Annotated in this window: 19 protein-coding genes; 8 read left to right on the forward strand and 11 right to left on the reverse strand. The window is 62.7% G+C overall.

Going from position 1 to position 24820, the window contains the following annotated elements; genetic code table 11:
- Positions 1-16 precede the first annotated feature (16 nt).
- The 5 genes from dinG to pdxH all read left to right on the forward strand — a co-directional run bounded on the left by dinG (position 17) and on the right by pdxH (position 7499).
- On the forward strand, positions 17-2161 hold the full coding sequence (dinG, locus tag OO306_RS11775) for an ATP-dependent DNA helicase DinG (RefSeq protein WP_027594226.1): 2145 nt from the start codon (positions 17-19) through the stop codon (positions 2159-2161).
- Positions 2162-2242: 81 nt separating this feature from the next.
- Complete coding sequence (locus OO306_RS11780) at positions 2243-4480, forward strand: beta-galactosidase (protein WP_265968782.1); 2238 nt, start codon at positions 2243-2245, stop codon at positions 4478-4480.
- A gap of 120 nt (positions 4481-4600) precedes the next feature.
- Positions 4601-5746 (forward strand): serine hydrolase domain-containing protein, encoded by a 1146-nt coding sequence (locus OO306_RS11785; RefSeq protein WP_265968783.1) that lies wholly within the window; start codon positions 4601-4603, stop codon positions 5744-5746.
- Between the two features lie 99 nt (positions 5747-5845).
- Positions 5846-6832 carry an OmpA family protein gene (locus tag OO306_RS11790; protein ID WP_265968785.1) on the forward strand — a complete coding sequence of 329 codons (987 nt, stop codon included), beginning with the start codon at positions 5846-5848 and terminating at the stop codon, positions 6830-6832.
- 19 nt (positions 6833-6851) lie between these two features.
- The gene (pdxH, locus tag OO306_RS11795; RefSeq protein ID WP_027594230.1) at positions 6852-7499 is read left to right on the forward strand and encodes a pyridoxamine 5'-phosphate oxidase; all 648 of its coding nucleotides are present in this window, start codon (positions 6852-6854) and stop codon (positions 7497-7499) included.
- 140 nt (positions 7500-7639) lie between these two features.
- On the opposite strand, the gene OO306_RS11800 is transcribed toward pdxH, so the two are convergent.
- The gene (locus tag OO306_RS11800; RefSeq protein WP_265968788.1) at positions 7640-7873 is read right to left on the reverse strand and encodes a hypothetical protein; all 234 of its coding nucleotides are present in this window, start codon (positions 7871-7873) and stop codon (positions 7640-7642) included.
- 151 nt (positions 7874-8024) lie between these two features.
- On the opposite strand from OO306_RS11800, the gene OO306_RS11805 reads away from it, so the two are divergent.
- Positions 8025-8489, forward strand: coding sequence for a glycine zipper 2TM domain-containing protein (locus tag OO306_RS11805; RefSeq protein ID WP_027594232.1), 465 nt, complete (start codon positions 8025-8027; stop codon positions 8487-8489).
- Positions 8490-8567: 78 nt separating this feature from the next.
- Here the strand turns inward: OO306_RS11805 and nhaA are convergent, their stop codons facing one another.
- From nhaA to OO306_RS11845, 8 genes are all read right to left on the reverse strand, one after another.
- Positions 8568-9743: a Na+/H+ antiporter NhaA gene (gene nhaA, locus OO306_RS11810; RefSeq protein WP_265968790.1), complete on the reverse strand. Its 1176-nt coding sequence runs from the start codon at positions 9741-9743 to the stop codon at positions 8568-8570.
- 325 nt (positions 9744-10068) lie between these two features.
- The gene (locus tag OO306_RS11815) at positions 10069-11682 is read right to left on the reverse strand and encodes an NAD(P)/FAD-dependent oxidoreductase (RefSeq protein ID WP_099430247.1); all 1614 of its coding nucleotides are present in this window, start codon (positions 11680-11682) and stop codon (positions 10069-10071) included.
- A 103-nt stretch (positions 11683-11785) separates the two neighbouring features.
- Positions 11786-12460 (reverse strand): COG3650 family protein, encoded by a 675-nt coding sequence (locus tag OO306_RS11820; protein ID WP_099430246.1) that lies wholly within the window; start codon positions 12458-12460, stop codon positions 11786-11788.
- 237 nt (positions 12461-12697) lie between these two features.
- Positions 12698-13399, reverse strand: coding sequence for an ABC transporter ATP-binding protein (locus OO306_RS11825; protein ID WP_085273538.1), 702 nt, complete (start codon positions 13397-13399; stop codon positions 12698-12700).
- Positions 13400-14167, reverse strand: coding sequence for a high-affinity branched-chain amino acid ABC transporter ATP-binding protein LivG (gene livG, locus OO306_RS11830; RefSeq protein ID WP_027594237.1), 768 nt, complete (start codon positions 14165-14167; stop codon positions 13400-13402).
- Entirely contained in the window at positions 14164-15420 is a 1257-nt protein-coding gene (locus tag OO306_RS11835; protein WP_027594238.1) for a high-affinity branched-chain amino acid ABC transporter permease LivM, read from the reverse strand. Before OO306_RS11835 ends, livG begins: the two co-directional genes overlap by 4 nt.
- The gene (livH, locus tag OO306_RS11840; RefSeq protein WP_008097482.1) at positions 15417-16340 is read right to left on the reverse strand and encodes a high-affinity branched-chain amino acid ABC transporter permease LivH; all 924 of its coding nucleotides are present in this window, start codon (positions 16338-16340) and stop codon (positions 15417-15419) included. The genes OO306_RS11835 and livH overlap by 4 nt, the downstream gene beginning before the upstream one ends.
- 187 nt (positions 16341-16527) lie before the next feature.
- Complete coding sequence (locus OO306_RS11845) at positions 16528-17643, reverse strand: branched-chain amino acid ABC transporter substrate-binding protein (protein ID WP_265968792.1); 1116 nt, start codon at positions 17641-17643, stop codon at positions 16528-16530.
- Positions 17644-18003: 360 nt separating this feature from the next.
- On the opposite strand from OO306_RS11845, the gene OO306_RS11850 reads away from it, so the two are divergent.
- Together OO306_RS11850 and OO306_RS11855 are read left to right on the forward strand one after the other, a co-directional pair.
- On the forward strand, positions 18004-18315 hold the full coding sequence (locus tag OO306_RS11850; RefSeq protein ID WP_027594241.1) for a DUF2288 domain-containing protein: 312 nt from the start codon (positions 18004-18006) through the stop codon (positions 18313-18315).
- A 205-nt stretch (positions 18316-18520) separates the two neighbouring features.
- Entirely contained in the window at positions 18521-19408 is an 888-nt protein-coding gene (locus tag OO306_RS11855) for an NAD(P)-dependent oxidoreductase (protein ID WP_027594242.1), read from the forward strand.
- Here OO306_RS11855 and OO306_RS11860 read toward each other — a convergent pair.
- Together OO306_RS11860 and rapA are read right to left on the reverse strand one after the other, a co-directional pair.
- The gene (locus tag OO306_RS11860; protein ID WP_265968795.1) at positions 19308-21572 is read right to left on the reverse strand and encodes a bifunctional diguanylate cyclase/phosphodiesterase; all 2265 of its coding nucleotides are present in this window, start codon (positions 21570-21572) and stop codon (positions 19308-19310) included. The genes OO306_RS11855 and OO306_RS11860 overlap by 101 nt on opposite strands.
- Positions 21573-21853: 281 nt before the next feature.
- Positions 21854-24700: an RNA polymerase-associated protein RapA gene (rapA, locus tag OO306_RS11865; protein ID WP_265968797.1), complete on the reverse strand. Its 2847-nt coding sequence runs from the start codon at positions 24698-24700 to the stop codon at positions 21854-21856.
- Between the last annotated feature and the right edge of the window lie 120 nt (positions 24701-24820).

Below are 24820 nucleotides of genomic sequence, written 5' to 3' on the forward strand. Positions count from 1 at the left end.
CGGGCGCCTGCAGACCATGATCAGCAACGAACTCAAAGCCACCATCCAGGGCGCCTACTCGCGTTTTCTCGAAGCCAAGAGCCTCAAGCCGCGCTACGGCCAGCGCCTGATGATCGCCGAAGTGGCCAAGGTGCTCGGCGACATCGCCTGCGACGATGAAGGCCGCCGTGCCGGCGAGCCTGCCGTTGTCGCCGTCGAAGCGGGTACTGGTACCGGCAAGACGGTCGCCTATGCGCTGGCCGCGATCCCGGCCGCCAAGGCTGCCGGCAAGCGCCTGGTCATCGCCACCGCGACCGTCGCCCTGCAAGAGCAGATCGTCTTCAAGGACCTGCCCGACCTGATGCGCAGCAGCGGGCTGAATTTCAGCTTCGCCCTGGCCAAGGGACGCGGCCGCTACCTGTGCCTGTCCAAGCTCGATGTGCTGCTGCAAGAAGGCCACGCACAATCGGCCACCGCGCAGTTGTTCGAGGAAGAAGGCTTCCACATCGAAGTCGACGAGCGCAGCCAGAAACTGTTCAACAGCATGATCGAGAAACTGGCGGGCAACCGCTGGGACGGCGACCGCGACAGCTGGTCCGAAGCCCTGGAAGACCAGGACTGGGCACGCCTGACGACCGATCACAGTCAATGCACCGGCCGCCACTGCCCTAACTTCCAGCAGTGCGTGTTCTATAAAGCGCGCGAGGGCATGGGCAAGGTCGACGTGATCGTCACCAACCATGACATGGTCCTGGCTGACCTGGCCCTGGGGGGCGGCGCGGTGTTGCCCGACCCACGCGACACCATGTACGTGTTCGACGAAGGCCACCACCTGCCAGACAAAGCCATTGGCCACTTCGCGCATTACTCGCGCCTGCGCTCCACGGCCGACTGGCTGGAGCAGACCGCCAAGAACCTCACCAAGCTGCTGGCTCAGCACCCGTTGCCGGGTGACCTGGGCAAACTGATCGAACAGGTGCCGGAGCTGGCACGTGAGATCCGCACCCAGCAGCAGTTCATGTTCACCCTGTGCGAACAGGTCGCGGACTTCCGCCCCAGTGAAGACACCGAGGGCCGTGAACGCCCGCGCTATCGCTTCGAAGGGGGCGTGGTGCCGGAGCAGATCCGCGAGGTGGGCATCGAACTGAAAAAGGGCTTCGCCCGTCTCAACGACCTGTTCACTCGCCTGGCCGACCTGCTGAAGGAAGGCATGGACGGTGAAGTCAATATCGGTATCGCCAGCCACCAGGCCGAAGAATGGTACCCGCTGTTCGGCAGCCTGGTGACCCGCGCACAGGGCAACTGGGAGCTGTGGACGGCCTTCACCGCCGAAGACCCCGAAGACAGCCCGCCCATGGCGCGTTGGCTGACCCTGGCCGAAAGTGGAGCGTTGTTCGACATCGAAGTCAACGCCAGCCCCATTCTCGCCGCCGAAATGCTCCGTCGCAGCCTGTGGAGTGTCGCCCACGGCGCGCTGGTGACCTCGGCCACGCTCACCGCCCTGGGCAAGTTCGACCGCTACCGCATGCGTTCGGGCCTGCCGCGTGATGCCGTTACCTGCGTGGTCCCCAGCCCGTTCGTGCATGGTGATGCCGGCCTGCTGCGGGTGCCCGACCTGGGCGCCGACCCACGTGATGCGGCGGCGCACACCGCCGCCATCATCCGCGAGCTGCCCAACATGCTCGACGATGCCCGCGGTGCGCTGGTGCTGTTCTCGTCGCGCAAGCAGATGCAGGATGTGTTCGACGGCCTGGACCGGGACTGGCGCAAGCTGGTGCTGATCCAGGGCAACCTGTCCAAGCAGGAGACCTTGAACAAGCACAAGGCGCGGGTCGATGACGGCCAGCACAGCGTGTTGTTCGGCCTGGCCAGCTTTGCCGAAGGTGTCGATTTGCCCGGTGCCTATTGCGAGCATGTGGTGATCGCCAAGATCCCCTTCGCCGTGCCCGACGACCCGGTCGAGGCGGCCCTGGCCGAGTGGATCGAAGCCCGCGGCGGCAACCCGTTCATGGAAATTGCCGTGCCGGATGCCTCGTTGCGGCTGATCCAGGCCTGTGGCCGGTTGCTGCGGACCGAGCAGGATCGCGGCGTCATCACCTTGCTCGATCGGCGCTTGGTCACCCAGCGCTACGGCAAGGCTATTCTCAATGCGCTGCCGCCCTTCCGGCGGGAGATTTCCTGACGGCCGGAGCACACTGCTCCGGCTTGTTGTCCATCACTCAGTCTTGGGCTCACGAGGGCCCTGAAGGAGAGCCCCAGCCCTATGGTCCGCCGTACCCTGCCTGTCGTATTCGCCCTGTTGTTCAGCTCGCCCTTGCTGGCCGGGCAGCAGACGCTGTTCAGCTTCGTGCGCCCGGCCTCGGTGGTCAACGTGGTGACCGAAGATGCCGGCATGCCGCAGTACAACGCAGAGCAAACGGCCGGGGGGGAGGTGCTGCGGCGTGTGGTGTTCAACCCGGTCGAGCGGCCGACCCTGCGCCTGAGCCCACAAAGCGGTGCCTGGGACTGGTCGGCCGGGCAGTTCCTGACCTTGCGCCTGCAAAGCGCCATGGATTGGGCGCTGACTGTGGATGTCACTGTGCTGGGCACTGATGGCCGCACGCTGACCAGCCGCATCGACCTGCCAGCCGGGCCGGCCCAGACAGTGATGGTGCCGCTCACGGCCACCTCGCCGTTGAGCCAGGGTATGCGCGCTGGCCCGCCAATGCCGTGGACGTATGCCGGCCAGCGCCTGCTGCTGACCAGTAGCGCGGGCGCTGTAGACCTTAAGCAAGTGGCCTCTGTCAGCCTGACGATCCCCAACCCCAAGGTGGCGCAGAGCCTGCTGATCGAGAAAGTGGGTATTCAGGATGACGACCAGGCCTATAAAGCGGCCTACCACGAGCTGATTGACGCTTATGGCCAGTCCACGCGTGGCCAATGGCCTGAAAAAATCGGCAGCGACGAGCAGCTCAAGGCTGCCGATGTGCGCGAACAGCAGCAACTCAAGGGCTGGCTGGCAGAGCTTGGCAAGCAGCCCCTGGACACCTATGGCGGGCTGCTGGACGGGGCGGCGTTCGAGGCCAAGGGCTTTTTCCGAACCGAGAAGCGTGATGGGCGCTGGTACCTGGTAACGCCGGATGGCCACCCGTTCTACTCGCTGGGTGTCAACGCCGTGGCCGCGGATGGCGGGCGCACCTACGTCGAAGGCCGTGACGGCATGTTCAAGGCGCTGCCCGGCGATAATGATCCGCTGGCGGCGTTCTATGGCAAGGGTAACAACGACGACGGCAATGCCTCGTCGCAAGGGCGCAACTTCAAGCAGGGGCGTTGGTTCGACTTCTATGCCGCCAATATTCAGCGCACCTATGGCAAACCTTGCCCGCCCAGCGTTGAGGGGCAGCCTGCAGTAGAGTGCCCGCCATTCGTGCTGGATGCCTCGCGCTGGCAGACGCACGCGCTCGATCGCCTGCAAGCCTGGGGTTTCAACACCCTGGGTAACTGGAGCGATTCGGCGTTGGGCCAGGCCAAGCGCATGCCCTACACCTTGCCGCTGTCGATTGTCGGTGACTACGCCAGCATCAGTACGGGCATGGACTGGTGGGGCAGCATGCCCGACCCCTTCGACCCCCGGTTCGCCATGGCCACTGAGCGCGCGGTCGCCATCGCCGCCCGGGACCACCGTGATGACCCGTGGCTGATCGGCTACTTCGCTGACAACGAGCTGGCCTGGGCCGCACCGGGCAATGACCCCAAGGCCCGCTACGGGCTGGCCTACGGCACACTGCGCCTGACCACCGACGTGCCCGCCAAGCGCGCCTTCCTCAAGCAACTGCGGGACAAATACCGCAACCAGGAGGGCCTGTCCAAGGCTTGGGGGATTGAACTGTCCGCCTGGGAGCTGATGGAAGACCCCGGTTTCGAGGCCCCCTTGCCCAACCCGGAGCACCCGGAAATCGAGCGGGATTACCAGTACTTCCAACAGGTGTTCGCCGAGACCTATTTCAAGACCATCGCCGATTCGTTGAAGTGGCACGCGCCCAATCACCTGCTGCTCGGCGGCCGCTATGCGGTGAGCACGCCAGAAGCGGTCAAGGCCTGTGCGGAGTTCTGCGACGTGCTGAGTTTCAACTTCTATACCCTCAAGCCTGAGGACGGTTACGACTTCGCCCGCCTTGCCGAGCTGGACAAGCCGGTGCTGGTGTCCGAGTTCCAGTTCGGCTCCCGCGACCGTGGGCCGTTCTGGCCGGGGCCGTTGGAGGTGGCGCGTGAAGAAGACCGTGGGCCGGCCTATGGCAACTTCCTCAAGGCCGCGTTGGCGCAGCCGATGATCGTCGGGGCGCATTGGTTCCAGTACCTGGACCAACCGGCCAGTGGGCGGCTGCTCGATGGTGAGAACGGGCACCTGGGGCTGGTGGCCATCACTGATGTGCCCTACCCAGGGTTCGTCGAGGCGGTGCGTAAAAACAACCAGCAGGCCATTGGTCAGTTGCGCGCGCAGTTGGCCAAGCCGCAGCCGTGAGCCATCGGGGCCGTCAAACGGCCCCTTTACCTGCGACCACCCAGCCTAAGCCAGTTTGCAAAACCGCCAACTACTGAAACAATGCACGCCATTTTCAGAAGGTCGTACGGAGAACAGTGGGTGCAGATCCAGGGTCACTATGAGCTGAAGTTCGAGGCGGTGCGTGAAGCCTTCGCCGAGTTGTTCGATGATCCCCAGGAGCGTGGCGCGGCGCTGTGCATCCAGGTGGGCGGCGAGACCGTGATCGACCTGTGGGCGGGCACCAGCGACAAGGACGGGCAGCAGGCCTGGCACAGCGACACCATCGCCAACCTGTTCTCCTGCACCAAGACTTTCACCGCCGTCACCGCCTTGCAACTGGTAGGCGAGGGCAAATTGGCGCTGGATGTTCCGGTCGCGCATTACTGGCCCGAATTCGCTCAGGCCGGCAAGCAGTCCATCACCCTGCGCCAGTTGCTCAGCCATCGCGCTGGCCTGCCGGCCATCCGTGAGTTGCTGCCTGCCGAGGCGTTGTATGACTGGCAGGCGATGGTCGATGCCTTGGCCGCCGAAACCCCGTGGTGGGCGCCCGGCACCGAACACGGCTACGCCGCCATCACTTATGGCTGGCTGATCGGGGAGCTGATCCGCCGTGCAGACGGCCGTGGCCCAGGCGATTCGATCGTGGCCCGTACGGCCCGGCAGTTGGGGCTGGACTTCCATGTCGGCCTGGCGGATGACGAGTTTTACCGTGTGGCGCATATCGCACGCGGCAAAGGTAACCCCGGCGATGCCGCGGCCCAGCGCTTGCTGCAGGTGACCATGCGTGAGCCCGAGGCGCTGTCGACCCGTGCGTTCACCAACCCGCCAGCGATTCTCACCAGTACCAACAAGCCCGAGTGGCGGCGCATGCAGCAACCGGCGGCCAATGGCCACGGCAATGCCCGCAGCCTGGCAGGCTTCTATGCCGGGCTGCTCGATGGCAGCCTGCTCGAGTCCGAGCTGCTCGACGAACTCACCCGTGAGCACAGTATCGGCCAGGATCGCACCTTGCTGACCCAGACCCGTTTCGGCCTGGGCTGCATGCTTGACCAGCCCGAGGTGGCCAATGCCACCTTTGGCCTCGGTGCCCGTGCGTTCGGGCATCCCGGCGCGGGCGGCTCAGTAGGTTTCGCCGACCCAGAGCACGATGTGGCATTCGGTTTTGTGGTCAATACCCTTGGCCCGTATGTGCTCATGGACCCAAGAGCCCAGAAGTTGGTCCGCGTTCTTGCCAGTTGCCTTTGATCGGGTAATGCGGGTATTGGCTGACCCCTTTGACTATCCTCAATGTCTACGCGTTAAGTGCGTTGGCAAAATTTCCTTCTATTTCATGGTGTATCGCTGATGTCTTCACATAAAACCTTAGCACTCGCCCTGTGCCTGACCGCCGTTACCGGCTGCGCCAGCCACTCCCCGGACGCCGCGAAGGACAGTGGTTTCAACTGGTGGCCTTTTGGGTCGGACCAGGTTGCCGAGCAGGAAGTGAAGCAAGCCGTCACCGAAAAGGTCGCCAAGGCCGATGCCAAGTCTGAAAGCGCAAGCCGCTGGTGGTGGCCGTTTGGCGGCGACGACACGGCCAAAGGGCCTGTTGTACCCAAGATCGACCAGAAAGCCACCCAGGCCTGGTTGGACGAATACGAGCCCAAGCTGCGTGAAGCGATCAAGGACAGCAAGCTGGAACTGGAGCGCCGTGACAACGTATTGGCGGTGACCATTCCGGTGGACAGCTCCTACAACCCTGATCGCCCGAACATGCTGCTGCCGATGACCCTGGGCCCGATCACCCGTGTGGCCAAGACCGTCGAGGGCGATTCCAAGACCGCCGTGTTGGTGCTGGGCCATGCCGACAGCAGCGGTGTTGCAGCGGCTAACCAGAAGCTCAGCCTGGAGCGCGCCGCCTCGGTGTCGGCGATTTTCCGCCTCAGCGGCCTGCAACGTGATCGCCTGAGCCTGAAGGGGATGGGGTCGGTAATGCCGCGCGCCGCCAACGACAGCGCCGAAGGCCGTGCACTGAACCGCCGTGTGGAATTGCTGCTGACGCCACAGAACACCATGCTCGCGCTGCTGGCCAAGTACCAACAGGCCGCGCCGGCACCGACCCCAGCGTCGATGGTCGCAGTGCAAGATGCCAAGGCACCTGCCGCCAAGGCCGTCAGCACCAAACCGGCTGCCAAGGCCGCTGCCAAACCGGCCGCGAAAAAGCCTGTCGCCAAGGCCAAGGCACCCGCCAAGACGGCTGCAAAAAGCAAAGCCGCGCCGGCCAAGCCCGCTGCCAAGAAGGCGACCACCGACAAGAAAGTAGCCGCCAACAGCCCTGCGAAGACCAACTGATCGTCAAGGAAACGCAGCCATGACTCAAACCCTGGCCGATATGCGCCGCGACTACACCCGTGATGGCCTGGCAGAAGCCCAGGCCCCGGGGGAGCCGTTCGCTTTGTTCCACCAGTGGTTCGCCGATGCGGTGAAGACTGAACAACCCCCGGTCGAGGCCAACGCCTTGACCCTCGCCACGGTCGATGGCGAAGGCCGGCCCCATTGCCGCGTCTTGCTGCTCAAGGGGCTCGATGACCGTGGTTTTACCTTCTTCACCAACTACGAAAGTGCCAAGGGCCAGCAACTGCAGGCCAACCCTTTCGCCGCCATGACGTTCTTCTGGCCGGCGCTGGAGCGCCAGGTACGTATCGAAGGGCGTGTGGAAAAGGTCACGGCCAAGGAGTCGGACGACTACTACCAGGTGCGACCGCTGGGCAGCCGCCTGGGGGCTTGGGCCTCGCCGCAAAGCCAGGTAATAACCGGCCGCGAAGCGTTGGAAGCGCTGGTAAAGGCGACCGAGGCGCGGTTCTGTGACACTCAGCCGCATTGCCCCGAGCACTGGGGAGGGTACCGTCTGTTGCCTGAGCGTATCGAGTTCTGGCAGGGGCGGGCGAGCCGCCTGCATGACCGGTTGAATTACCGCCTGGTCGATGGGCAATGGCTGCGAGAGCGGCTGGCACCCTGAGATCCTGGGGCTGCTTTGCAGCCCATCGCGACACAAGGCCGCTCCTACAGGAGATCGTGTATCCAGCAACTGGCGCGTTCCCCTGTAGGAGCGGCCTTGTGTCGCGATGGGCCGCAACGCGGCCCCAGCGATCGATCAGGTTACCTCGTATAAGCCGCCGCCTCCCGCTCCAACCAACTCGCCAGCGCCTTGCGCTTGACCTTCTCTTTGCGTGCCTGCTCCAGCCGCTGCAACATGTAGTCACGCTTCTGCGCATCCTTCCCGGCCAGCGATAGCGCCAGGTCGCGGTCCATCCAGCGGCGCATGCGCACATACAGCCACCCATGGAAGTACAGCCCTGCGACAGTTGTCACCACGACGATGAAGTAATCCATGGCTATCCTTGGTCTCACTTGAAAGGCCCCACGATACAGTCCATGCAGGCTGTACCCAGGCTGAATGAAAACAATTTTATTGCGTCTGCGTCGTGACAGCCGTCAACGCGCAGCGTCTAATGGACACCGATGACTTTTGGAGATTTTACCTATGCGTAAATCCGCTTTGCTGGTGGCGACCTTTACCACCATGTCGCTGTTGCTGGGGGGCTGTGCCTCGAGCCTGACCGGCGATAGCTACTCCCGTGATGAGGCCCGTCGCGTGCAGACAGTGCGTATGGGTACCATCGAATCCCTCCGTCCGGTCAAGATCGAAGGCACCAAGACCCCAATCGGCGGTGGCGCTGGCGCCATTGTCGGTGGCGTTGCCGGCAGTGCAGTCGGTGGTGGCCGCGGCAGCATCGTTGCTGCCGTAATTGGTGCAGTGGCGGGTGGCCTGGCAGGTTCTGCCGCCGAGGAAGGCATCACTCGCACCCAGGGTGTTGAAATCACCGTGCGTGAAGATGACGGCAGCATGCGTGCCTATGTGCAGGCCGTTCAGGAAAACGAGATTTTCCGGGTTGGCGACCGTGTTCGCATCATGACCGTCGACGGTACCAGCCGCGTCTCGCACTGAGCCTTGACCCGGTTATAGCGCAACAATAAAAAACCCCGACATGGCCACGCCAGTCGGGGTTTTTTAATGCCACTTTTTTTAGCTTGCGAGGGGTTTGCGGCTGGCCATGGCAGTGACGGCATAGCCGATGACCGCGGCGAAGAACGAGCCCGTAAGGATGCCCATGCGGTCCATGCCCGCATAATCGCTACTGCCTGGCACGAATGCCAGCGAGCCCACGAACAAGCTCATGGTGAAGCCGATGCCACAGAGGATCGCCACCCCCAGCAATTGCCCCCAGTTTGCGCCTGCCGGCAACGCGGCCATGCCAAGTTTGATCGCGACCCAGGTCAGGCCGAAGACCCCTACCGTCTTACCCAACAGCAAGCCGACAGTGATACCCAGCGGTACTGGATGAGTGAAGCTGTCCAGGTTCATGCCTGCCAGCGAAACACCGGCGTTGGCGAAGGCGAACAGCGGCAGAATGGCGTAGGCAACCCAAGGGTGCAGGGCATGCTCCAGGGAAAGCAGCGGCGACGTTTCGGCGTTGCGGGTGCGCAGTGGGATGCACAGCGCCAGGGCGACACCCGCCAGCGTGGCGTGAACACCGCTCTTGAGCACGCACACCCAAAGCACCAGGCCGATGATCAGGTAGGGCCCGAGTTTGACCACGCCAAGGCGGTTCATGGCCAGCAGCGCTACCAGGCAGGCGCCGGCCAGCAACAGCGAGACGCTCGACAAGGTGCCCGAATAGAACAGGGCAATGACAATGATCGCACCCAGGTCATCGATGATCGCCAGGGTCATCAGGAACAGCTTCAGCGAGACCGGTACGCGCTTGCCCAGCAGTGCCAGCACGCCAAGGGCGAAGGCAATGTCGGTGGCGGTGGGGATGGCCCAGCCGGCGACCGCAGCCGGGTCGTCGCGGTTGATGAACCAGTAGATCAGTGCGGGTATCACCATGCCACCCACCGCAGCGGTAGCGGGCAGGACTATCTGCGAGGGCTTGGAGAGGTGGCCGTCGACCACCTCGCGCTTGACCTCCAGGCCGATGAGCAGGAAGAACAGCGCCATCAGGCCGTCGTTGATCCACAGCAGCAAGGGCTTGGCGATTTCCAGCGCGCCAACTTTGACCGCCACCGGGACGTCGAGCAGGCCGTTGTACAGGAAGGACAAAGGTGAGTTGTTGATGACCAGCGCAAGAACGGCCGCGGCGATCAGCAGCAGACCGCTGGCAGCTTCGAGCTGAAAGAATCGGGTGAAGAGGCTACGCACGGGCTATGGGCTCTCCCTGAGAGATTAAGGATGAAACGGGCGTACACCCTAGCCTGTGGCGATATGCTTTAAAACAAAAACTATATTCGTTTTTGTTATATGTTATTGCTGCCTGGGCTGTGGCAAGCCTAGACGGTGTTGCGGAATGCGTGGGTAGGGTAAATCCGATTATCTCTGCAGGCTTTTCTGGCACTGCAGGGCCCCGCAGACTCGATTCCGTGTAGGAGCAGCCTTGCGCTGCGAAGAGGCCGGTGAAAGCAGCGAAGCTCTATGTGCTGCCACCGGCCTCTTCGCAGCACAAGGCTGCTCCTACCAGAAGCGGGCCTTATGCGTTCAGCCCGAGCATATCCCGCGCCACCGCCTCGGCAATGCGAATGCCATCGACGCCAGCGGACAGAATACCGCCCGCATAACCCGCACCTTCGCCTGCTGGGAACAGCCCCTTCAGGTTCAGGCTCTGGAAGTCCTCACCCCGGGTAATGCGCAGCGGCGAAGACGTGCGCGTCTCGATACCGGTCAGCACCGCATCGTGCAGGTTGTAGCCCTTGATCTGCCGATCGAATGCCGGCAGTGCTTCGCGGATCGCCTCGATGGCGAAGTCCGGCAAGCTCGGCGCCAGGTCGCCCAGGGTCACGCCCGGTTTATAAGACGGTTCGACACTGCCCAGGGCCGTGGACGGCCTGCCGGCCACGAAGTCGCCAACCAACTGCGCCGGTGCCTGGTAGTTGCTGCCACCCATCACGTAGGCGTGGGCTTCCAGGCGCTCCTGCAGCTCGATACCGGCCAACGGGCCACCCGGGTAGTCGCGTTCCGGGTCGATGCCGACGACGATGCCGGAGTTGGCATTACGTTCGTTACGCGAGTACTGGCTCATGCCGTTGGTAACGACGCGGCCAGGCTCGCTGGTGGCCGCGACCACGGTGCCGCCTGGGCACATGCAGAAGCTGTACACCGAACGGCCGTTCTTGGCGTGGTACACCAGTTTGTAGTCGGCGGCGCCGAGCTTCGGGTGGCCGGCGTACTTGCCCAGGCGCGCCTTGTCGATCAGCGTTTGCGGGTGCTCGATACGGAAGCCGACCGAGAAGGGCTTGGCCTCCATGAACACGCCCTTGGCGTGCAGCATGCGGAACGTGTCGCGGGCACTGTGGCCCAGGGCCAGGACCACATGGCGCGAATGCAGCTGCTCGCCGCTTTCCAATACCACGCCGGTCAGCTGCCCATCATCGGTCAGCAGGTCGGTGACTTTCTCCTGGAAGCGCACTTCGCCGCCCAGGGCGATGATGTCCTGACGCATCTGCTCGACCATACCGGTCAGGCGGAAGGTACCGATGTGCGGCTTGTTGATGTAGAGGATCTCATCGGGCGCACCGGCCTTGACGAACTCTTCCAGCACCTTGCGGCCGTGGTGCAGCGGGTCCTTGATCTGGCTGTACAGCTTGCCGTCGGAGAACGTCCCGGCGCCGCCTTCGCCGAACTGCACGTTGGACTCCGGGTTGAGCACGCTTTTGCGCCACAGGCCCCAGGTGTCCTTGGTGCGCTGGCGCACTTCTTTGCCGCGCTCGAGGATGATCGGCTTGAAGCCCATCTGCGCCAGCAATAAGCCGGCAAAGATGCCGCAGGGGCCGAAGCCGACCACGATCGGGCGTTGCTCGACCTCGGCAGGGGCGTGGCCGACGTACTTGTAGGTAACGTCAGGCGCGACGCCAATGTTGCGATCGTCTTCGAATGTGCGAAGCAGCTCGGCTTCGTTGCTGGCTTCGAGGTCGATGGTGTAGATGAACAGCAGTTCGCTGTTTTTCTTGCGTGCGTCGTAGCTGCGCTTGAACAGGTTGAAGCTGAGCAATTGCTCATCGCGGATGCCCAGGCGCTGGACGATGGCTTCGCGCAGGGCTTCGTCAGGGTGGTCCAGGGGCAGCTTCAGTTCGGTGATTCGTAGCATGGCAGGGTCCAGTATCCCGGCCATGGGCGGCCGGCGGCTTTACACAAACCGCCAAGTATAAGCTGTTCGCCGCCCTGACTGGCAGGATAAAAGCGCCCGGCGATCAGTTGTCGCGTGCACCACCGTAGTAACCGCAGCCTTGCAGGGTCTTGCCATCGATGCGCAGCTCGGCGCGCAAGTGACGGACTGCCCCGGTCGCGCTGTCCACGCAGCGTTGCGGTGCGACCCAAAGCTCCACGTGCTGGCCGTTGGCTTCGCTGGTCAGGGTCAGGCCGCCACCGGGTACTTCTTCTTCCAGGAACGGCAGGGGCAGCGGCGCCTGGCCTACGCGGCTGACGACCATGCCTTTGCCGCTGGCTTTGATGTCCCAGTCGGGTTCGTGGCCGTTGGCACGCAGGGTCAGTTGTTTGAAGTTGGGGTCTTCACAGGCCCGGGTCGAGGGCTCCAGGCGGTACAGGCGGCGGACGTCGAGCTGGCCGTCGGTGTTGGCCTGCTTGCTGCCAGTCAGGCGGCCGCGCACGTCGGCGAACAGCTTGTCGCCAGCATCCTTGGCGAGGTTGGCGGCTTCCTGCAGGATGCCAGTGCTGGCGGCGTCGTTGATCACGAAACGGCGGCTTTCATTACAGGGTTTGAACAGCAACTGGCCCCCGGCGGCGCTCAGTTCGCCCTGCATGCGCGTGGTGCCGATGTTCGGGTCGGTCGGCGTGGCAGCCATGAGCTGGCAGCCGGCGAACAGGGGCAGCATGGCGGCGAGCAGCAGGGAGGGGGTGAGGCGCATGGGGCGGGCTCCGGCGATCGTTGCAAAAGAGCTGGCCACGTTACTCAGGGTGCGCGGCGATCACAAGCTTTGTTGATAGCCTGTGCCGGCCTCTTCGCGGGTAAACCCGCTCCCACGGACCCGCAGAGACTTTCAAAGCTGTGCAGTACCTGTGGGAGCGGGTTTACCCGCGAAGAGGCCGGCACAGGCCATAAAAATGCAGCAGGTAGAACAAAGGGCCCGAAGGCCCTTTGCTCATCAACCACCCAGATACGCGTCACGCACCTTCGGGTCACTCAGCAGCGCTTCACCCGTGCCCTGCATCACCACCCGTCCGTTTTCCAGTACATAGGCACGGTCAGCGATCTTCAGCGCCTGGTTGGCGTTCTGCTCCACCAGGAACACGGTCACGCCGTCACGGCGCAGCTGTTCGATGATGTCGAAGATCTGCTGGATGATGATCGGGGCCAGGCCCAGCGAGGGCTCGTCGAGCAACAGCAACTTGGGTTTGCTCATCAGCGCCCGGCCAATGGCGAGCATCTGCTGCTCGCCACCGGACATGGTGCCGCCGCGCTGGATATAGCGCTCCTTCAGGCGCGGGAACAGCTGCAGGACCTTGTCCAACTGCTCCTGGTAATCGCCCTTGTCGGTGAAGAAACCGCCCATGGCGAGGTTCTCTTCGACCGTCAGGCGGGCGAACACGCGGCGCCCTTCGGGGACTACGGCGATGCTCTTGCGCATGATGTGCGAGGAGGTCTGGCCGACCAGTTCTTCACCCAGGTACTTGATGCTGCCACTGTGCGCCTGCGGCGAGCCGCACAAGGTCATCAGCAGGGTCGACTTGCCCGCGCCGTTGGCGCCGATCAAGGTGACGATCTCGCCCTGGTTGATTTCCACGTTGACGCTGTGCAGTGCCTGGATCTTGCCGTAGAAGGTGGAAACGTTTTCGAACTTCAGCATTTACGCTTCCCCCAGGTAAGCCTTGATCACATCAGGATTGTCGCGAATCTGCTCCGGCGTGCCGTCGGCCAGGGGGGTACCCTGGTTGATCACCACGATATGGTCGGAGATGCTCATCACCAGCTTCATGTCGTGCTCGATCAGCAGCACGGTGACGTTGTGTGATTCGCGCAGGTAGGCGATCAGGGCCTTGAGGTCTTCGGTCTCTTTCGGGTTCAGGCCTGCTGCCGGTTCGTCGAGCATGATGATCCGTGGCTGGGTCATCATGCAGCGGGCGATTTCCAGGCGGCGTTGCTGGCCGTAGGCGAGGGTGCCGGCGGTACGGTTGGCGAATTCGGTCAGGTTGACCTTTTCCAGCCAGTACTGCGCGCGTTCCATGGCTTCCTTCTCGCTGCGGCGGAAGCTCGGGGTCTTGAACAAGCCTGCGAAGAAGTTGGTGTTCAAGTGCCGGTGCTGGGCGATCAGCAGGTTCTCCAGCGCGGTCATTTCCTTGAACAGGCGCACGTTCTGGAAGGTCCGTACCACGCCCTTGCGGGCGATCTGGTGGCCGGCCAGGCCCTGGATCGGCTGGCCATCGAGCAGGATGGTGCCGCCGCTGGGCTTGTAGAAGCCGGTCAGGCAGTTGAACACGGTGGTCTTGCCAGCGCCGTTCGGGCCGATCAGCGCCACCACTTGTTTTTCCTTGACGGTCAGGGCCACGCCGTTGACCGCCAACAAGCCGCCGAAGCGCATGCTCAGGCCGCTGACTTGCAGAATTTCGCGGCTCATCGACGCAGCTCCATGTGTGGACGTTGCATAGGCAGCAGGCCTTGCGGACGCCAGATCATCATCAACACCATCAGCGCACCGAACATCAGCATCCGGTATTCGCTGAACTCACGCATCAGCTCAGGCAGCAGGATCATCACGATGGCCGCGAGGATCACGCCCAGTTGTGAGCCCATGCCGCCGAGCACGACGATGGCGAGGATGATCGCCGATTCGATGAAGGTGAACGACTCGGGGGTCACCAGGCCTTGGCGAGCCGCGAAGAAGCTGCCGGCGAAACCGGCGAAGCAGGCACCCAGGGTGAATGCCGAGAGCTTGATCACGGTAGGGTTCAGGCCCAGTGCGCGGCAGGCGATTTCGTCTTCACGCAAGGCTTCCCAGGCACGACCGATCGGCATGCGCAGCAGGCGGTTGATGACGAACAGCGCCAGCAAGGCCAGCAGCAGCGCTACCAGGTAGAGGAAGATGACCTTGTTGATCGAGTTGTATTCCAGCCCGAAGTACTCGTGGAAGGTCTGCATGCCCTCGGCGGCACGGCGTTCGAAGGTCAGGCCGAAAAACTCCGGCTTGGGGATGTTGCTGATGCCGTTGGGGCCGCCGGTCCAGTCGGTGAGGTTACGCAGGAACAGGCGGATGATCTCGCCGAAGCCCAGGGTCACGATCGCCAGGTAGTCGCCGCGCAAGCGCAGCACCGGGAAGCCGAGCAGGAAGCCAAAGGTGGCGGCCATCAGGCCGGCGATCGGCAGGCAGACCCAGAAGCTCCAGCCCAGGTAATGCGACAGCATGGCATAGCTGTAGGCACCTACGGCATAGAAGCCCACATAACCCAGGTCGAGCAGGCCCGCGAGGCCGACCACGATGTTCAGGCCCAGGCCCAGCAACACGTAGATCAGGATCAGCGTGGCGATGTCGACCGCACCGCGCGAGCCGAAGAACGGCCAGACCAGCGCAGCCACGATCAGCCCCATGATGATCCAGCGCTGGGTCTTGGGCAGGGTCAGGTAGTTGCTCACCGCAGGCGGGACCAGCTTGCGATCCGAGCGGCGGCCCATGACCGAACTCCACTGCTTGTCGAACAGCACGCGCAGGAACATCAGCACCGAGCAGACGGCGATGATGCTGATGGTGAACGACCCTTGGCTGTGCACGGCCAGGCTGATGCCGTCGATGCTCAGTTTCAGGCCGAGCACCGGGAAGGCCACGGCCCAGACCAGCAAGGCGCTGAAGAACGCCTGTTTAAGATTTTTGTTCATACTTTTTCAACCTCCGGGCGGCCCAGGATGCCGGTCGGCCGGAACAGCAGGACAAGTACCAAGAGACCGAATGCCACCACATCCTTGTACTGGTCGCCGAAAATGTCGGCGCCGAAGGCTTCGGCCACACCCAGCACCAGCCCACCGAGCATGGCGCCCGGAATGCTGCCGATGCCACCCAGCACAGCGGCGGTGAAGGCTTTGAGGCCCACCAGGAAGCCGGCGTTGGGGTTGATCACCCCGTACTGCATGCTCAGCAGCACGGCCGCCACAGCCGCCAGTGCGGCACCGATGACGAAGGTGAGGGCGATGATGTTGTTGGTGTTGATGCCCAGCAGGTTGGCCATCTTGATGTCCTCGGCGCAGGCACGGCAGGCGCGGCCCAGGCGGGAACGGGAGATGAACAGGGTGAGCAGGGTCATGGCCACCAGGGTGACGACGAACACCAGGATCTGCATGTAGCTGATCAGTACTTCTTCAGCACCGCCTGGCCCGAAGGAGAAGCTCCCAGGGATCAGGTTGGGGATGGATTTGTCCTTGGAGTCCTGCGAAAGCAAGACGGTGTTCTGCAGGAAAATCGACATGCCGATGGCGGAAATCAGCGGGATCAGACGGTTGCTGTTGCGCAGAGGGCGGTAGGCAACCCGTTCGATGCTGTAACCATAGGCACTGGTGACGAAGATCGTCGCGACGAAGGCGACGGTCATCAGGATCGGCAGCGAATGGATACCCATCATGGCCAGGCCCGCCAGGGCGATGAAGGCCACGTAGGAACCGATCATGTACACCTCGCCGTGGGCGAAGTTGATCATGCCAATGATGCCGTACACCATCGTGTAACCGATGGCGATCAAGGCATAGGTGCTGCCGATGGTCAATCCATTAACCAGTTGTTGGAAGAAATGGTAGATCTCAGGCATTACAGCGCTCCTAAAAACCTGATTTGCATTTCACTGGCAGGGGTACGGCCAGGAAACCGCGGGTGACGGTTTTAAGATTTTCAGGTGGACCGGCCCCCGGATCGCGGGGATCAGGCCCATGAACCTCGTAAAACAAAGCCCACTGCTCGCACAGTGGGCTTCTACGGTCAGCTATTTAGTCACGCAGTTACTGAGGGGATACTTCAGTCTTCGGCTTGCCGAAGTGCCATTCGTAGACCACGAATTTGAAGTCTTTCAGGTCGCCCTTGGCGTCGTACGACAGGTCGCCGGTAGGGGTCTTGAAGGTGCCAGCGTGCAGGGCTTCGGCAACCTTGGCGGTGTCTTCCGACTTGGCGGCCTTGATGCCTTCAGCGATCAGCTCGACAGCCGAGTAGGCCGGGAACACGAACGGGCCGCTTGGGTCTTTGCCGTCAGCCTTGATGGCGTCGACGATGGCCTTGTTCGCAGGGTCTGCGTCAAACGACTTCGGCAGGGTAACCAGCAGGCCTTCGGAAGCGCCCTGGGCGATCTGCGAAATGGAGTCGTTGCCGACACCTTCCGGCCCCATGAACTTGGCTTTCAGGCCTTTTTCCTGAGCTTGACGCAGGATCAGGCCCAGCTCTGGGTGGTAGCCGCCGTAGTAGACGAAGTCGACGTTGTTCTGCTTGAGCTTCTGGATGATCGAGGAGAAGTCCTTGTCACCGGCGTTCAGGCCTTCGAAGACGGCCACCTTGGTGCCTTTGCCTTCCAGGGTCTGCTTGACCGCGGTGGCGATGCCTTCACCGTACTGCTGCTTGTCGTGCAGGACCGCAACGACCTTGGGCTTGACGTGGTCGGCGATGTAGTTGCCGGCTGCAGGGCCCTGGGCGCTGTCCAGGCCGATGGTGCGGAAGATCAGCTTGTAACCACGGGCGGTGATTTCTGGGCTGGTGGCGGCGGGGGTGATCATGATCACGCCTTCGTCTTCGTAGATGTCGGACGCAGGCTGGGTGGAGCTGGAGCACAGGTGGCCGATGACGAACTTGACGCCGTCGTTGACCACTTTGTTGGCGACTGCCACGGCCTGTTTAGGGTCGCAGGCGTCGTCGTATTCCTTGGCTTCGAGCATCTTGCCATCAACGCCGCCCTTGGCGTTGATGTCTTTGATGGCTTGCTTGGCGCCGATGAACTGCATGTCGCCGTACTGGGTGACAGGGCCGGTCTTAGGCCCTGCGATCCCGATCTTGATGGTATCGGCGGCAAACGAATGGCTGGCTACCCCGGCCAGAACCATTGCGGCGAACAGCTTGGAAATCTTGATCATAGTGCTCCACTCATTCTGTTGTAATTCTTATAGTCCTGGCGGCCAGGGCTACAGACCGGGCGGGATTTGCGGTATGGCCACGCCATACTGCATGCCCACCTTCCCCCGGAACATGTCCCGGAACTGTACCGGTACAGTGTAGAGCGCTGTCCGAGCGCTTGAAAAGCGGTCAAAAAGAGCCTGTTTCCTGGGTTGTCGCTTGATCGACACAAAGATACAGAAAGGCGCCATCAATTTGCCTGTATCTGCGGTCCCACCCCACAAGTTCGGGGCCGATCGACCAAATTACGTATTTGAAACCGGGTTTTTCTGCAAAAATACCGGCCTTTTTTATTGGCCGATTTTTGCGGGTACAAACCCATGACTGATCAAACAAGCACCCTCTATGCCAAATTGCTTGGCGAGACGGCAATCATCGAGTGGAAAGCACTGGAGCGCTTCTGGGCGAAGGGTGACCTGATTTGGGTCGACCCCAGCCTGGACCTGATCGCCGTTGCTGAAGCAATGGCCGAGAATCGCAGCGAGATCTTCGCCAAGTGGCGCAGTGATGGCACTGTGGGGCCGGTCACTGCTGAGCAGGCATTGGACCTGCAAAACCGCGACCCAGAGATCTGGGCGGTGGTGGTTTCACCGTTTATCGTGATTCAAGCGAAGCGTTCGGAATCGGCGTGATCGGTTTTGGTGCGTGAAAATGCGCAGCCCGCCTTAATTTGGTGCTTGAAGGCGATCAGCCGGGTAGAGGTAAGTAACAATTCGGCGTGGCGGTAACAGTTTACGGGATGCGTAATGTGGCCGCTGCGCGCCCCCTCGCGGGTATACCCGCGCCTTAGGCCCTGACTGCGGCCTCAAAAAATAACAAATGTGCCAGGAGTCGTTCATGAGTTCACAACTACCTTCGCTAGGATTCGCCGGCATTGGCCTGATGGGCCTGCCGATGTGTCGGCGCCTGCTGGCTGCCGGCTACCCCTTGACGGTGTGGAACCGCAGCCCGGACAAATGCGCCGAACTGGTGGCGGCTGGCGCGCGCCTGGCTGCAAGCCCGGCCGCGTTGTGCCGCGACAGCGATATGGTGCTGCTGTGCCTGGCTGACACGCCGGTGGTGCGCGAGGTGGTGTTTGGTGAACAGGGCATTGCCCAGGGCGGGCGCAGTGGCCAACTGCTGATCGACTTTTCAAGCCTCGAACCGACCGCCACCCGTGAGATGGCTGCCGAGCTCGCTGCGTTGTGTGGCATGGCCTGGCTGGATGCGCCGGTGTCCGGTGGCACGCCGGGCGCCGAGGCCGGCACCCTGGCAATCATGGTCGGTGGCGAAGCGGCTGACTTGCAACGCGCGCAGCCGGTGCTGCTGACCCTGGGCCAACGTGTAACTCACATGGGCGCCGTGGGTGCAGGCCAGGTGACCAAGGCTTGCAACCAGATGATCGTGGCCTGCAATGCGTTGGTGATCGCCGAAGTGGTGGCGTTGGCCGAGCAATCGGGGGTTGATGCGACACTGATCGCTGAGGCGTTGGCGGGAGGTTTTGCCGATTCGAAACCCTTGCAGATCCTCGCTCCGCAAATGGCCGAAAGCCGCTTCGAGCCGATCAAGTGGCATGTGCGTACGCTGCTCAAAGACCTCGACAGCGCGGTCAAATTCGCCCGCGAGCAGGGCTCGGCGACACCGCTCAGTGGCCTCGCCGCGCAATTGATGCGCTTGCACGGTAGCCAGGGCTACTTGCAAAAAGATCCGGCGACCCTGGTATCGCTGTATCGCAGCAAGGGCTGAGCACGCCTTTGTGGCGCTCCAGCCGCTCCAGGATGGGCCGCAATTCGCCCAACGCCACCGGGCGGCCGAGCAGGTAGCCTTGCAGGTAGTCGCAGCCGTGGGTTTCGAGGAATTCAAGTTGCTCGACGGTTTCCACCCCCTCACTGACTACCTGCAAGTGCAGGGTGTGGGCCATGACGATGATGGCTTGGACGATCTCGCGGTCTTTCTGGCTGCCGGGTACCTCCTGCAGGAAGGTCCGGTCGATTTTCAGCACGTCCAGCGGCAGGCGCTTGAGGTAGGCCAGTGACGAATAACCGGTGCCAAAGTCATCGATCGACAAGGCCACGCCGAGGGCGCGCACGCGCTTGAGCAGGTTGACCGTGCGATGAATATCGCCCATCAAGGCATTCTCGGTGACTTCAAGCTCCAGGTGGCGGGGCGCCAGCGCCGAGTGATACAGCGCTTTCTCCACTTCGCTGGGTAGCTCATCGTGGCTGAGGGTTACCGCCGAGCAGTTGACGGTGACCTTCAGGTCAGCAAAGCCATGACGGTGCAGTTGCGCCAGGTCGGCGCAGGCGTGGCGCAGCACCCACAGGTCGAGGTCGATGATCAAACCATTCGCTTCGGCGATACCGATGAACCGGTCGGGCCCGAGCAAGCCGTGTTGCGGGTGCTGCCAGCGGACCAAGGCTTCGAGCTTGGCCACCTGGCCATTGCGCAGGTCGAAGATGGGCTGGTAGTGCACGCACAGCCCGCGTTCCTCCAGCAGCGCGATGCGCAGTTCTTCTTCCAGCTGCAGGGCGAGGGTGGCGCGGGTTTTCAGGCTGTCGTTGAAGAAGTTGAGGCTGTTGCGGCCGTTGCCCTTGGACTGGTACAGGGCAAGGTCGGCGTGCTTGAGCAGCTCTTCAGCGGTGTGGCCATCGTCGGGGAAAATGCTGATACCGATACTGGTGGTCATGACCATGCGTCGGCCACCCAGGTCGATGGGCTCCTTCATCCGTTGCATGATGCGCTGCGCCAGGTGGCGTGCCTCGTCACGGTTGTTGAGGCTGGTGACCACGCAAAACTCGTCGCCCCCGAAACGCGCCACCAGGTCGTGGCTGCGGGTGGCTGCCTTGATGTGGTTGGCAATCACCTTGAGCAGTTCGTCGCCAGCGGCATGGCCAAGGCTGTCGTTGATCCGCTTGAAATGGTCGATGTCGAGGAACATCACCGCCAGGCGGTTTTGACTGGTGGTCTGTTCGGCGAGGCGTTCGGCGAATACCTGATTGAAACCGCGGCGGTTGATCAGGTTGGTCAGGGCGTCGTAATGCGCGGCCTGTTGCAGCGAGGCCCGTGCCTGGTCGAGCTGGCTGAGCAGGATGCTGACCCGGCGCAGGTCGTGCTCCTTGCTTTGCAGCTTCTTGTCGGCCAGTGCCGCACTGATGCTGGCGCCGCTGATCAGCAGTGTAATGAAGGCAATGGTCAGCCCCAGTTGCAGGCTGTTGTCTGCCGAGGGCAGGCGCAGGGCGGTATCGGCGGGGATGACCAGGGTCATGGCCGACATCGCGGTGAAGTGGGTCGCGACGATGCCACCGGCCATCACCAGGCTGGCGCCGTACTTCAGGGCTTGGTGCAACGTGCCGCTGCCATTGCGGAAATACCGCGCCAACAGCAACGCCGCGAGGCTGGTGAGCATAGCGATGACCACGCAGGCGAGTAACAGCCCGGTCTGGTAGTACTGCCGGGCGCCGGTCTCGAGGGCGGCCATGCCGACAAAGTGCATCAGGATAATACCGGCACCAATCAGCACGGCACTTTGCAGGTAGTGCTGCACTCGCATTTGGCTGCGGTTGAGGCTGTTCATGCCCAGCCAGGCAACGATCAATGCAATGAGCAACGAGAGGACGGTCAGCGAGACGTCGTAGTGGACTTCCACCGGCGCCTGGAAGGCCAGCATGCTGATGAAGTGCATGGCCCAGACACCGCCAGCCAGGCAACAGGCGCCAAGCACGCGCCACTGGCGTTGTGCGGTGGGGTGTTCGTTGTGGGATTGGCGCTCGGCCATGTCCAGGGTCGCGAAGCAAGCCGCGCAGGCCACGGTAAAGGCGAGCAGAACAAGGAAAGGCTCGTGGCGACAATCGATGACGATGCGTCCGGTTGCCGGCAGATCGGCGAACAGTTGCAGTCCCAACCAGTCCATTGCGTGCCTCTTAGCCGAGTTTTCACGCGTCTCCGGTAGAACGCCTTGGGAGACTGTCCAGAGGCAGTATAGGAAGAGGTAGTTAGGCCTTCCTGACTAATGGCACTTTGATTTCTACGATTTGGTTATGCGTTCAATAGCAGCCAGGAATATGGCTGCTGGTGCCGCGCCCCCTGTAGGAGCAGCCTTGCGCTGCGAAGGGGCCGGTAAAGCCACAGCATTGGCTGTGCCTGAACTGGCCTCTTCGCAGCGCAAGGCTGCTCCTACAGGGGCGGGGTGTATCAGCCGGCTACCAGCACGCGAATGGCTTCGAGGCGCAAGGCAGCTTTTTCAAGCATCGCCAGGCCTTCTTCACGCTGCTTGCGCAGGGCGTCGATTTCGCTGTCGCGCACGCTTGGGTTGACGGCTTGCAGGGCAACCATGCGCGCCAGCTCTTCGTCGGCCTCGGCCTGCAAGCGACGCTGCGCTTCGGCCACACGCTCGACGTGGGTCGGCATGATCTTGGCTTCCCCACCACTGATGCGCTGGGCCAATATATCCCGCTGCGCCTGGACGAACTTGTTGGCGCTGGCGCGCGGCACGCTTTCGAGCTGGTCGTTGAGCGTTTCGAATGCCACGCGCGACGCCAGGTCGTTGCCGTTGGTGTCGAGCAGGCAGCGCAGGGCTGCCGGCGGCAGGTAACGGCCCAACTGCAGGGCGCGCGGTGCCACCACCTCGCTGACGAACAGCAGTTCGAGCAGCACGGTACCCGGCTTCAGCGCCTTGTTCTTGATCAGCGCAACGGCGGTGTTGCCCATCGAGCCGGACAGCACCAGGTCCATGCCACCCTGAACCATCGGGTGCTCCCAGGTCAGGAACTGCATGTCCTCGCGGGACAACGCCTGGGCGCGGTCGTAGGTGATGGTCACGCCTTCGTCGTCACCCAGCGGGAAGCTGGCGTCGAGCATTTTCTCGCTCGGCTTGAGGATCAGGGCGTTTTCCGAATGGTCTTCGCTGTCAATGCCGAACGCGTCGAACAGGGTTTCCATGTAGATCGGCAGGGCGAACTGGTCATCCTGCTCGAGAATTGCCTCGACCAATGCCTGGCCTTCACCGGCCCCGCCAGAATTGAGCTCCAGCAGGCGGTCACGGCCGCTGTGCAGCTCGGCTTCCAGGCGTTCGCGTTCGCCGCGGGCATCAGCCACCAGTGCATCCCAGGCTTTGCTGTCACCGCTTTCAAGCAGCGGCAGCAGGCGAGGGCCGAACTGATGCTGCAGGGCATTGCCGGTCGGGCAGGTGTTGAGGAAGGCGTTGAGCGCTTCGTGGTACCACTGGAACAGGCGCTCTTGCGGGCTGTCCTGCAGGTAGGGCACGTGCAACTGGATGGTGTGCTTCTGGCCGATCCGGTCGAGACGGCCGATACGCTGCTCGAGCAGGTCCGGGTGGGCCGGCAGGTCGAACATCACCAGGTGATGAGAGAACTGGAAGTTGCGGCCTTCGCTACCGATCTCGGAACAGATCAGCACCTGGGCGCCGAACTCTTCGTCTGCGAAGTAAGCGGCGGCGCGGTCACGCTCGAGAATGCTCATGCCTTCGTGGAAGACTGAGGCAGGAATGCCGGAGCGCACGCGCAGGGCGTCTTCCAGGTCCATGGCGGTTTCGGCATGGGCGCAGATCACCAGTACTTTGGTGCGCTTGAGCATCTTCAGGGTATCGATCAGCCAGTCGACCCGAGGGTCGAAACGCCACCAGCGCTCGTCGTCAGTGATGTCGCCCTGCGCCTGGAAGGCGACTTCCGGGTACAGCTCGGCTTTTTCGCCAGGCGGCAGGTCGCGGTACTGTTCCGGCATCGCTACCGGGTAGGCATGCAACTCGCGCTCGGGGAAGCCCTGAACGGCTGCGCGGGTGTTACGGAACAGCACGCGGCCAGTGCCGTGGCGGTCGAGCAGCTCGCGGATCAGGCGCGCGCTGGCTTGGGTGTCACCATCGCTGACGGCTGCCAGCAAGGCTTCGCCTTCGGCCCCGAGGAAACCATGGATGGTGGCGTGGGCCTCCGGCGACAGGCGACCTTCGTCGAGCAGCTCCTGTACCGCCTCGGCGACCGGGCGATAGTTTTCGCTCTCGGCACGGAACGCCACAAGGTCGTGGAAACGGTTGGGGTCGAGCAGGCGCAGCCGGGCGAAGTGGCTGTCCTGGCCGAGCTGTTCGGGGGTAGCGGTGAGCAGCAGCACGCCAGGGATCACCTGGGCCAGTTGCTCGACCAGGCCGTACTCGGCGCTGACCTGGTCTTCATGCCAGACCAGGTGGTGGGCTTCGTCGACCACCATCAGGTCCCAGCCTGCGGCAAACAGCGCGTCCTGGGCTTTTTCGTCGTCAACCAGCCATTCCAGGGCCACCAGCGCGAGCTGGGCGTCTTCGAACGGGTTGCTGGCATCGCTCTCGATGAAGCGCTCGGCGTCGAACAACGCCACTTGCAGGTTGAAGCGCCGGCGCATTTCCACCAGCCATTGATGCTGGAGGTTTTCCGGGACCAGGATCAGTACGCGGCTGGCGCGCCCTGAGAGCAGCTGGCGATGGATGATCAGGCCTGCCTCGATGGTTTTGCCCAGGCCGACTTCGTCCGCCAGCAGCACCCGGGGTGCGCTGCGGTCAGCAACTTCACGGGCGATGTGCAACTGGTGGGCGATCGGTTGTGCGCGGCAGCCACCCAGGCCCCAGAGCGACGACTGCATCTGCTTGCTGGTGTGCTGCAAGGTGTTGTAACGCAGGCTGAACCACGACAGCGGGTCGATCTGGCCGGCGAACAGGCGGTCGCTGGCCAGGCGGAACTGAATGAAGTTCGACAGTTGGGTTTCCGGCAGGGTACGCGGCTGGTTTTGCCCGTCCAGGCCGTGGTACACCAACAGGCCATCGACATCGTCGACCTCGCGCACGGTCAGCTTCCAACCGTCGAAGTGGGTGATCTGGTCACCTGGCGAGAAGCGCACGCGGGTCAGCGGCGCATTGCGCAGGGAATACTGGCGGGTGTCGCCAGTGGCCGGGTAGAGCACGGTCAACAGGCGGCCATCCTGCGCCAGGATGGTACCCAGGCCGAGCTCTGCTTCGCTGTCGCTGATCCAGCGTTGCCCCGGTTGATACTGCTGCGCCATACTGCCTGAACTCCCGCGATGAAAAGCCGGCTATGTTAACGGATCGGCCGGTCAGACCAAAGTGTTGAAGTGCACCGAAGGGTGCCGAAGACCAACAGTCTAGCCGTTTCATCGACCAAC

Source organism: Pseudomonas sp. DCB_AW, assembly GCF_026240895.1.
Classification (GTDB): Bacteria; Pseudomonadota; Gammaproteobacteria; order Pseudomonadales; family Pseudomonadaceae; genus Aquipseudomonas; species Aquipseudomonas kermanshahensis.

Coding starts and splice junctions, on each gene's coding strand:
- rapA (WP_265968797.1), bottom strand. CDS start 24,700: ATGGCGCAGCAGTATCAACCGGGGCAACGCTGGATCAGCGACAGCGAA.
- OO306_RS11800 (WP_265968788.1), bottom strand. CDS start 7,873: ATGGATTACTTCATCGTCGTGGTGACAACTGTCGCAGGGCTGTACTTC.
- livG (WP_027594237.1), bottom strand. CDS start 14,167: ATGAGCCGCGAAATTCTGCAAGTCAGCGGCCTGAGCATGCGCTTCGGC.
- livH (WP_008097482.1), bottom strand. CDS start 16,340: ATGCCTGAGATCTACCATTTCTTCCAACAACTGGTTAATGGATTGACC.
- OO306_RS11855 (WP_027594242.1), top strand. CDS start 18,521: ATGAGTTCACAACTACCTTCGCTAGGATTCGCCGGCATTGGCCTGATG.
- OO306_RS11805 (WP_027594232.1), top strand. CDS start 8,025: ATGCGTAAATCCGCTTTGCTGGTGGCGACCTTTACCACCATGTCGCTG.
- OO306_RS11860 (WP_265968795.1), bottom strand. CDS start 21,572: ATGGACTGGTTGGGACTGCAACTGTTCGCCGATCTGCCGGCAACCGGA.
- OO306_RS11835 (WP_027594238.1), bottom strand. CDS start 15,420: ATGAACAAAAATCTTAAACAGGCGTTCTTCAGCGCCTTGCTGGTCTGG.
- OO306_RS11780 (WP_265968782.1), top strand. CDS start 2,243: ATGGTCCGCCGTACCCTGCCTGTCGTATTCGCCCTGTTGTTCAGCTCG.
- OO306_RS11790 (WP_265968785.1), top strand. CDS start 5,846: ATGTCTTCACATAAAACCTTAGCACTCGCCCTGTGCCTGACCGCCGTT.
- pdxH (WP_027594230.1), top strand. CDS start 6,852: ATGACTCAAACCCTGGCCGATATGCGCCGCGACTACACCCGTGATGGC.
- OO306_RS11815 (WP_099430247.1), bottom strand. CDS start 11,682: ATGCTACGAATCACCGAACTGAAGCTGCCCCTGGACCACCCTGACGAA.
- OO306_RS11845 (WP_265968792.1), bottom strand. CDS start 17,643: ATGATCAAGATTTCCAAGCTGTTCGCCGCAATGGTTCTGGCCGGGGTA.
- OO306_RS11850 (WP_027594241.1), top strand. CDS start 18,004: ATGACTGATCAAACAAGCACCCTCTATGCCAAATTGCTTGGCGAGACG.
- dinG (WP_027594226.1), top strand. CDS start 17: ATGATCAGCAACGAACTCAAAGCCACCATCCAGGGCGCCTACTCGCGT.
- OO306_RS11825 (WP_085273538.1), bottom strand. CDS start 13,399: ATGCTGAAGTTCGAAAACGTTTCCACCTTCTACGGCAAGATCCAGGCA.
- OO306_RS11820 (WP_099430246.1), bottom strand. CDS start 12,460: ATGCGCCTCACCCCCTCCCTGCTGCTCGCCGCCATGCTGCCCCTGTTC.